Source organism: Pseudoalteromonas sp. Z1A6, assembly GCF_011378745.1.
Classification (GTDB): Bacteria; Pseudomonadota; Gammaproteobacteria; order Enterobacterales; family Alteromonadaceae; genus Pseudoalteromonas; species Pseudoalteromonas arctica.
Genome location: NZ_WTKW01000186.1, coordinates 1 through 8,396 on the forward strand (window position 1 = coordinate 1; position 8,396 = coordinate 8,396).

Here is an 8,396-nt window from a genome sequence, read left to right on the forward strand (position 1 = left end):
TTCTACATAATCCATCAGGGCTTCAGTAACGTACATTTAAACTAGGTCGTTATTTTTATTTTTCTCGATTTAAACAATCGAATTAATTTTCTTTTTATCCTGTGTAGCCCTAAAAAGTCTCTATCTACAATTAATGCTACAACCATTGCTAAGTCATTAAAAGCAACGAAACCTACATATATTTCCCAGAAAAACCATGGTTCATTATTTTTATACACATATACATCTAAATACATTAACAGTACTAATAGCATATTTATTGATAGACCAACGATCAAATATAAGAAGGATGTAGTTGTTTTTTTCAATAATTTAAAGCTAAAGATGAGTACAATAATAGTAATTAAATCATGAATAGCCCAGTCCAAATATGTGGTGTTATAGTATGAAAGCCACGTATAGAAGTAATCTGTGGCTGTATAAGATATCATCATGATTAATGAACTGAGTAATAAGGTAGTCTTTCTTTTAACGTCTAAGCTATATACAAAAACATTGAAAAAGAAGGCCATTAAAAAAGCCCACATAACAAAAGCTGATAATGAGAAAAGACCAAAAAACTCAGTTAAAAACATTCAATACCTTATTACTACTTAGGACGAGTGCCTGTACCACCAGAAAGAATAGCAAGGCCACGTTCAACAGAGTTAACACTCGCAGCAGCCATACCTTCTTGAGAGATGCTTACTGTATCAGATTGCAGGGTTTTAGGGCTAGCAGTTTGTTCCATTGCAGGCTTTAATTGTTGTGTTTTGTTGTATGCTTGCATTTGTACTTGGCTATTAGCTGAAACTTGCATGTGATTGATCCTTGTAAAAGTTTTAATTATATTTGGTGCAACTTTTAACCACATTATTATGTAGATAAATGCATCACCTGTTTAAAGTAGTGATAGCTATTTTGCTATCTACCTTATACAAAGCAACCAATGTGCCAACTTTTTTTGACATCTTAAAACTCACTCAAAACATACTTATATAATCAAACCAAACAGCTCCGACCAGTTTACTACAAACATAAAAAAACGCACAGGGATAACCGTACGTTTTTTGTATCCAGGGAGTTTAAGCTACGTATTTACACGGGATCTCCGCACGTGTACTTAGCTTCAAAATATATTCCATTGCTACTTCGTCACAATTTTCTTTACGAAGGCAAAGTTCACAATCTTTCATTACTTTTTCAGGCAAAGAGTCTTTGCTACAAAAAGTAAAACGTTGTTGTTCAAAAAAATCTGGTACGCGTGTTAATACAATAACTCGGTTAAGTGCCAATTTTTTGGCTTTAGTAAGTAGATGATCTACAAGCTGTCTACCCTGCCCCGACACTTTACTTTTTGGGTCTATACCCAATGAGCGTATTTCAGCAAGGCCGGTATCGTAAATGTATAACGACGCACAGCCCGACACTTTTCCATTTATTTCCGTTACTGCAAACTCGTTAATAGAGTGCACCATATCGCTTTTTGCACGAGGCAGGTTTTCACCTACCGTTGCCCAATGCTGTATAAGTGTGGCAATTGCTTCTACATCATCTAAATTTGCATCACGTACCGTTATTTGCTGTTTTTTTTTGGCTTCTTTAACAGCATTAGTTACTTGTTCAATAGACGTCCCACCAAGGGCTTTACGTGCTTTTATACATGCATCAATTTCAAGTACTGGGTAAACATCGTCTTCAAATACAGTGTTTACTGATTTGTACTGCTCAAGCGATAGCTCTTCAAGCGTTTTACCTTCGCTAATCGCAAGCTGTACAAGTACACCTACAATGTGATGCCCTTCTCTAAATGGCACACCTTTAGCAACTAAGTAATCAGCAAGTTCGGTGGCATTTGCATGCCCTCCTTTTGCTGCAGCAAGTGTCTTATCGCCGTTTACTTTAACGCCTTTAATACATGCTTGCGCCATATGAATACATGCAAGCCATGTTGGCATAGCGTCGAATAGCCCTTCTTTGTCTTCTTGCATATCTTTATTGTATGCAAGTGGCAGCGCTTTTAACGTCATCATCATAGCGCTAAATGCACCAAACACACGTCCGGTTTTACCGCGAATAAGCTCGAGTGCATCAGGATTTTTTTTCTGAGGCATGAGCGATGAGCCTGATGTTACGTTATCAGCAAGCTCTATAAATCCGGCTTCACCCGAATTATAAAAAATCAAATCCTCTGACATACGAGATAAGTGAATCATCGAAATAGACGCACAACTTAAAAGATCTAAAACAAAATCACGATCAGATACACCATCAAGGCTGTTTTTTGTAGCCGCTGTAAAACCTAGCCCATGCGCTAATGCTTGGCGATCAATCGGATAAGCTGTACCTGCTAATGCACCACTGCCTAATGGGCAAAAATTCATGCGCGCTTTAGCATCTTGCAGGCGGCTTTCATCACGCTCTAGCATCTCTACATACGCCATACACCAGTGGCTAAACAATACTGGTTGTGCGCGCTGTAAGTGCGTGTAACCTGGTAATATTGTGCCAAGCTCTCGCTCTGCAAGCGCTACAAACTCGCCTTTAAGCTGTGCAATAGCATCTAGTAAATGGTCAGCCGTATCACGGCACCATAATCTAAAGTCGGTGGCAACTTGGTCATTACGGCTTCGGCCTGTATGTAATTTTTTAGCTAAATCACCTACTTTTTCAATTAGAGCTGCTTCAACATGTGAATGAATATCCTCTGCACCTGAAGTAGCTACCGCTTGTGGATCTGCTTTAACTTCTTCAAGCAGCTCATTTAATGCAGCCACTAATCTTGTGTGCTCGTCACTTGAAAGTACACTTACCTGTTCAAGTGCACCAGCCCATGCCACAGAGCCAATAATATCTTGCTCTGCTAACTGGTAGTCAAAGGGAAGAGAGTCGTTAAATTGCTTAAACGCCTCATCTGGACCCGTAGAAAAACGTCCGCCCCATAATGCCATGAAATCTCTCCAAACCCTGTAGTGCCCCTTTTATGAGGGGCGTAATAAATTACTTTTTAGCGAGTGCTGAAATTCTGCTTGAAAGCGAGAATAAACGAATAAAGCCTTCAGCGTGTGATTGGTCGTACACATCATCTTCGCCAAATGTAGCAAATGCTTCGCTGTATAAGCTATTTGGTGACTGCTTTTGAACTGCAGTTACTTGGCCTTTGTATAGCTTAAGTACCACTTCACCTGTTGCCACTTTAGAAAGTGCTTCAGCACCGGCTAAAATAGAATCTTTAAGAGGCGTAAACCAACGGCCGTCGTATACTAAATGTGAAAACTCACCACCGAGTACTTCTTTCCACTTACGGCTTGCTTTATCAAGCACTAGCTCGTCAATGGCTTGAAGCGCTGCCATAATGACTGTGCCGCCTGGCGTTTCATAACAACCGCGTGACTTCATGCCAACTAAACGGTTTTCTACAATATCAACACGTCCAACACCATGAGGCGATGCAATATCGTTTAATTTAACTAAACAATCGTAAGGTTTAAGCTCTACGCCATTTACAGCAACCACTTCGCCTTCAACAACTTTTAATGTTACTAGTTCTGATTTATCTGGTGCTTGCTCTGGAGAGTTAGTCCAAGTCCATACTTGTTCAGTTGGTTGACACCATGGGTCTTCAAGCTCACCACCTTCGTGCGAAATATGCCATGCGTTAGCATCACGGCTATAAATTTTTGTAGCAGATGCTGAACACGGAATGTCACGCTCTGCTAAGTAATCAAGTAATGATTCACGGCTCGATAAGTCCCACTCACGCCATGGCGCAATTACTTTTAAATCAGGGGCTAGTGCTGCAAAACATGATTCAAAACGAACTTGGTCATTACCTTTACCAGTACAACCATGAGAAAGTGCATCAGCACCTACTTTACGTGCAATTTCAACTTGTGCTTTAGCAATAATTGGGCGCGCCATAGAAGTACCTAATAAATAAGTACCTTCGTAAATTGAGCCCGTTTTAAGCGTTGGGTAAATGTAATCACTTACCATTTCATCTTTTAAGTCAACTACGTAACATTCAGATGCACCAGAGGCAATTGCTTTAGCTTCTACGCCTTCAAGTTCTTCAGCGCCTTGACCTACATCGGCAACAAACGCGATTACTTCACAGCCGTAGTTTTCTTTTAACCATGGCACGATAGCCGACGTATCAAGACCACCAGAATAGGCTAAAACGACTTTTTTAATTGAACTCATAGGTGTTCCTTAACAAAATTTGGATTTAGTAATGTAACTAGCAGAGCATTTTGCGCATGCATGCGATTCTCTGCTTGTTGAATGATTTTTGATGCTGGACCATCCATTACCTCAGAGGTAATTTCAAATTCACGGTGTGCCGGTTGGCAATGTAATACCGTAGTCGCACCTGTTTGATCTAGCAATGCCTGGTTTAATTGATAAGGCATGTATTTTTCTTTTACTTGCTCAAGCGGCGTTGTATCACCCATTGATACCCATGTATCTGCGTATACAACGTTTGCACCAACCGCAGCTTCAACTCTATCGCTCACCATGACTGATGCGCCATTCATTGCTGCAATTTGCTCTGCTTTTTTAAGTATTTGTGAATCTGGCGAACACCCTTTTGGTGTTACAGCAACAAAGTCAGTACCTAGCGTTGCGGCAAGTAACATCAATGAATGAGTCACGTTATTGCCCTCACCTAAGTAAGCTACTTTAAGCTGACTCACATCGCCATGTACTTCTTGGAGTGTTAAAAAATCAGCAAGTGCTTGGCAAGGGTGGTACAAGTCACACAAGCTATTTACCACTGGTACCGATGAATATTCACCTAACGTGGTTAATGTGCTGTGCTGATTTACACGCGCCACAATACCGTCGGCCCAAGTAGAAATATTAAGTGCAAAATCTTTAATTGATTCACGTGCACCCATAGCGCCATTTTGCTGATCTAAATAAACAGCATGACCACCAAGGCGATTAATACCTATATCAAACGATAAACGTGTACGTAAACTTTGCTTTTCAAACAATGTTACGATTGATTTACCCGATAATACTTGGCTGTATTTTTCTGGCTTTGCTTTTATATCTTGCGCTAACTTTAATAAATTAAGTGCGCCTTTTTGGTCTAATTCTAAACCTGTTAAAAAATTCTCAAACATAATAAACCTATGGTGTAATCTTTGTTCCGACATGCTCACCTTGCAGCAGAGCAGTTAAATTTTCTGGCTTTTGCCAGCTGGAAATATACACACCGCGTCGTAAATGTTGGGCAGCGTGAAGGCTGGTCTTAACTTTGACCTCCATCCCGCCCACAATTACTCCATCTGTAATTAAAGTATCAATGTGTTTTGTGTCAAGTTGATGTAACGGTTGTTTATTTGCGTCAAGCACCGCTTCTACATCCGTCATAAAAATTAGTTCTGCATTTAAATTACTGGCAATAGCCGCTGCAGCTTCATCTGCATTTACGTTGTACCACAAGCCTTGTTCATCAAAGCCGATAGAGCTAACAATAGGTAAACGAGAAATTCTAAGTAAATCATTGATGATAGAATCGTCGTTACTTGTGCATTTACCCACTAAGCAAAGCGCTTTTAATTTTTGGGTTGCAGTCACACCCGCCTCAAAAAGACTTAAGCCGACAGGCTTATGCCCTGCGCTTATAGCTTGAGTCATTAATTGTTTATTAGCGCAACCTGCAAGCGCACCCACTATATAAGGCATTTGCTCTGCTGGACTAATACGTAAACCTTGGTGTTTAGCACTAGCAAAACCCGCTTGCTTTAGCCATGTATCTACTAAAGAACCACCGCCATGAACAATGACAAACTCATCATTTTTTTGCTCGCTTAGCACGTCAAATAACGCTTTTGCTGCATTTTCTGTATTAAGTACTGCACCACCGAGTTTAATAACCCACGTTTTTTTACTCATTTAAAACGCTCCTTTTAAGCCCGTAGTGTGATCTAAATTCATAGAAATATTAATACACTGCAAAGCTTGTCCAGCAGCGCCTTTTAATAAGTTATCAATGGCAGACATTACAATTAACTGCGTGCCTTGTTGCTGCCAGCCAATATCAACAAATGGTTGCTTAGCAACACCTTTAATTGAAGGTATTTTATCGCCTAACAAACGAATTAATGGTTCGTTAGCAAGCACTTGATAAGCCGATGCAACGTTTTCCTTGGTAACGTCAGGCTTAAGTTGTACATAAATAGTTTCTAAAATACCGCGCGCAAAGCTACCTAGATGCGGTGTAAATAATACTTTGTGGCCAAGGTGTTGTTCAATTTCAGGACCGTGGCGATGGTTAAACAAACCATAAGGTGCAAGCGATACCTCACAAAAATGTGTTCCTACACTCGCTTTACGCCCGGCACCCGTAACGCCCGAAACGGCATTAATGATAATACTTTCGCTGCTCAATAAGCCTGCTTGTTTAAGCGGTTTAAGTGCATTGAGCGCCGCTGTTGGGTAACAGCCTGCAACAGCAATTAGCTTTGCGTTAGCGATAGCATCACTGTTCCACTCTGCTAAACCGTAAGCCGCTTCATTTAAAAGCTCTGGGTGTTGATGCTCAAAACCATAATAAGTAACGTAATCATCATTATTTGCTAGGCGATAGCCACCAGATAAATCAAATACTTTTTTACCCATAGCTAAAAATTGAGGCGCTAAATCAACACTTACTTTGTGATCGGTACATAAACACACATAGTCAGCATCACTTTGAATGTCATCAAAAGCTGATGCACTAAGAGGAAGTAAAGGACAATCTAGTAAGCCAAGGTGCTCTGGGTATAAATCACTTAGTAATTTATTTTTATCTAAGCTACCCTCAGATACATAACAGCCTGTTAAGGTAAGGTTTGGATGATTAGCAACTAAGCTTGCTAACTCTGCGCCGCTATAACCGCTTGCGCCAATAATAACTACATTCATTGATTACTCGTTATTTTAAAATTTACTGCTAAATATATATGTTGTTCGCTTAAACTAGCTAAGACGCTAAATTAAGACTTAATTTAATGAATTTGTAGATTATCGTCGCATTATTTTCATAGCTTTACTTTAATATATTTATGCTTAAAAAGTGAATTGATATTCATCATAAATACTTTTATATTGTTATGCAATTAAATTGAATAATAATTTTGGATTTTTTTATGCCTTTGCCTTCGTTTATTTCTATGTATCAACAATTGATTGCAGCCCCTTCTATTAGTGCAATTGAAGACAGCTTGTGTATGAGCAATAAAAACGTAATTGAACTCCTTGCTAGGTGGTGCGAAACACTCGGTTTTACGTGTGAAATTATTGAATTAGAAGGAGGTAAAGGCCGCTTTAATTTATTAGCAAAGCGTGGAAAAGGCGATGGCGGGTTAATGCTTGCGGGCCACACAGATACAGTGCCTTTTGATGACAGCCGCTGGAACCACAATCCGTTTAAACTTACCGAACTAGACAATAAATTGTATGGGCTGGGAAGTATTGATATGAAAGGATTTTTTGCTTTTGTATTACAAGCGATTAGTGAACTTGATGAAAAGCAGCAAACTCAACCTATTTTAATACTCGCCACTGCCGATGAAGAAACAACTATGGCAGGTGCACAGCAAATATGTAAGCACCCTAATTTAAAACCTGCATGCTGTATAATTGGCGAACCTACTGATATGACGCCAGTATTTATGCACAAGGGCCATATGAGTACAGCAATAAGAGTGGTTGGTCGCTCTGGGCATAGCTCAGATCCCGAACGTGGCCTTAACGCCATTGAAGTAATGCATAAAGTGATTACAAAATTGATGATCTTAAAAGAGCAATTAAAGCATAAGTATTCAATAAATCACTTTGAAATTCCTTATCCAACATTAAACTTAGGTAATATTCATGGTGGCGATAATGCGAATAGAATTTGTGGTTGCTGTGAAATGCATATAGACATGCGCCCATTACCAGGTTTAAGTGTACAAGAACTACAAGCATTAGTGCTTGATGCAACAAAAGAGATAAATCAGCAATACCCAAATGCGGTGAGCGTTATTGATTTACATGAACCAATCCCGGCATTTAGTGGTAGCACCGACAGTGCTTTAGTTAAAATGGCTGAAAAAATAGCGGGGCAAAAAGCGGTCGCGGTAAATTATTGCACTGAAGCGCCGTTTATCCAGCAACTCGGTTGTGAAACAATCGTAATGGGCCCAGGCTCAATTAACCAAGCGCATCAGCCTGATGAGTTTTTAGCGATGGAAAAAATAAAACCATCACAACAAATAATCACCAATATCATAAAAGCAAACTGCTTTAGCAATCAGAGTTACTAACTGCTTATAACAACACAAAATAATAAAGGCGCCAATTGGCTAATGCCGATCAGTTAAGAAAATGACAGGTTGACCGATCCAAACGATCATGCAAAATCCGTAGTTAGGAAACTA

8 protein-coding genes are annotated in these 8,396 nt (G+C 39.6%); 1 reads left to right on the plus strand and 7 read right to left on the minus strand.

Going from position 1 to position 8,396, the window contains the following annotated elements:
* Positions 1 to 41 precede the first annotated feature (41 nt).
* The 7 genes from GQR46_RS12365 to argC form a co-directional block, all read right to left on the minus strand.
* Positions 42 to 575: a hypothetical protein gene (locus GQR46_RS12365; RefSeq protein ID WP_024590032.1), complete on the minus strand. Its 534-nt coding sequence runs from the start codon at positions 573 to 575 to the stop codon at positions 42 to 44.
* A 14-nt stretch (positions 576 to 589) separates the two neighbouring features.
* Complete coding sequence (locus GQR46_RS12370; protein WP_024590033.1) at positions 590 to 799, minus strand: hypothetical protein; 210 nt, start codon at positions 797 to 799, stop codon at positions 590 to 592.
* A 265-nt stretch (positions 800 to 1,064) separates the two neighbouring features.
* Positions 1,065 to 2,930, minus strand: coding sequence for an argininosuccinate lyase (gene argH / locus GQR46_RS12375; protein WP_007581654.1), 1,866 nt, complete (start codon positions 2,928 to 2,930; stop codon positions 1,065 to 1,067).
* Between the two features lie 49 nt (positions 2,931 to 2,979).
* Positions 2,980 to 4,182, minus strand: a complete 1,203-nt coding sequence (locus tag GQR46_RS12380; RefSeq protein ID WP_007581653.1) for an argininosuccinate synthase — start codon at positions 4,180 to 4,182, stop codon at positions 2,980 to 2,982.
* The gene (locus tag GQR46_RS12385) at positions 4,179 to 5,111 is read right to left on the minus strand and encodes an ornithine carbamoyltransferase (protein ID WP_165727585.1); all 933 of its coding nucleotides are present in this window, start codon (positions 5,109 to 5,111) and stop codon (positions 4,179 to 4,181) included. The genes GQR46_RS12380 and GQR46_RS12385 overlap by 4 nt, the downstream gene beginning before the upstream one ends.
* A 7-nt stretch (positions 5,112 to 5,118) precedes the next feature.
* A complete protein-coding gene (argB, locus tag GQR46_RS12390) occupies positions 5,119 to 5,886 on the minus strand; it encodes an acetylglutamate kinase (RefSeq protein WP_165727586.1) in 768 nt (255 codons plus the stop codon).
* Complete coding sequence (gene argC, locus GQR46_RS12395) at positions 5,887 to 6,897, minus strand: N-acetyl-gamma-glutamyl-phosphate reductase (protein ID WP_165741111.1); 1,011 nt, start codon at positions 6,895 to 6,897, stop codon at positions 5,887 to 5,889.
* A gap of 224 nt (positions 6,898 to 7,121) precedes the next feature.
* Here argC and argE point away from each other — a divergent pair, with 224 nt between their 5' ends.
* Positions 7,122 to 8,282, plus strand: a complete 1,161-nt coding sequence (gene argE, locus GQR46_RS12400; RefSeq protein ID WP_165741112.1) for an acetylornithine deacetylase — start codon at positions 7,122 to 7,124, stop codon at positions 8,280 to 8,282.
* Positions 8,283 to 8,396: the final 114 nt, after the last annotated feature.

What these genes read in the sequence shown, in the direction of transcription:
- GQR46_RS12370 (WP_024590033.1), bottom strand. Translation starts at nt 799, where the DNA reads ATGCAAGTTTCAGCTAATAGCCAAGTACAAATGCAAGCATACAACAAA.
- argB (WP_165727586.1), bottom strand. Translation starts at nt 5,886, where the DNA reads ATGAGTAAAAAAACGTGGGTTATTAAACTCGGTGGTGCAGTACTTAAT.
- argH (WP_007581654.1), bottom strand. Translation starts at nt 2,930, where the DNA reads ATGGCATTATGGGGCGGACGTTTTTCTACGGGTCCAGATGAGGCGTTT.
- GQR46_RS12380 (WP_007581653.1), bottom strand. Translation starts at nt 4,182, where the DNA reads ATGAGTTCAATTAAAAAAGTCGTTTTAGCCTATTCTGGTGGTCTTGAT.
- argE (WP_165741112.1), top strand. Translation starts at nt 7,122, where the DNA reads ATGCCTTTGCCTTCGTTTATTTCTATGTATCAACAATTGATTGCAGCC.
- argC (WP_165741111.1), bottom strand. Translation starts at nt 6,897, where the DNA reads ATGAATGTAGTTATTATTGGCGCAAGCGGTTATAGCGGCGCAGAGTTA.
- GQR46_RS12385 (WP_165727585.1), bottom strand. Translation starts at nt 5,111, where the DNA reads ATGTTTGAGAATTTTTTAACAGGTTTAGAATTAGACCAAAAAGGCGCA.
- GQR46_RS12365 (WP_024590032.1), bottom strand. Translation starts at nt 575, where the DNA reads ATGTTTTTAACTGAGTTTTTTGGTCTTTTCTCATTATCAGCTTTTGTT.